The organism is Janibacter sp. CoH_79_TC_3 (genome assembly GCF_058197955.1).
This window is the reverse complement of record NZ_JBXWIV010000213.1, coordinates 1-232: the sequence shown is the minus strand read 5'-3', so window position 1 is coordinate 232 and position 232 is coordinate 1. Positions and strand designations below refer to the sequence as shown.

Genomic DNA, 232 nt, shown 5'->3' with positions numbered 1-232 from the left:
ATACCAGTGCCAGGAGATTAGCGCCAAGAAGGGCATCGGTGTCGACGACCTCATGGAAAAGGTGCTGCTCGAGGCCGACATGCTCGACCTCAAGGCCAACCCCAACCGCAAGGCTTCAGGTACCATCATTGAGTCGTCGCTCGACAAGGGACGCGGCTATGTTTCGACGGTTCTTGTAAGCAACGGTACGTTGAAGGTGGGCGACATCGTCCTCGCTGGTACCAGCTGGGGA

The 232-nt window shown here is 57.8% G+C and carries 1 protein-coding gene; it reads left to right on the top strand.

What is annotated here, in order from left to right:
• Positions 1–232: hypothetical protein (locus AC2FA3_RS15670; protein ID WP_490510409.1), on the top strand; the 232-nt coding region annotated here is incomplete at both ends.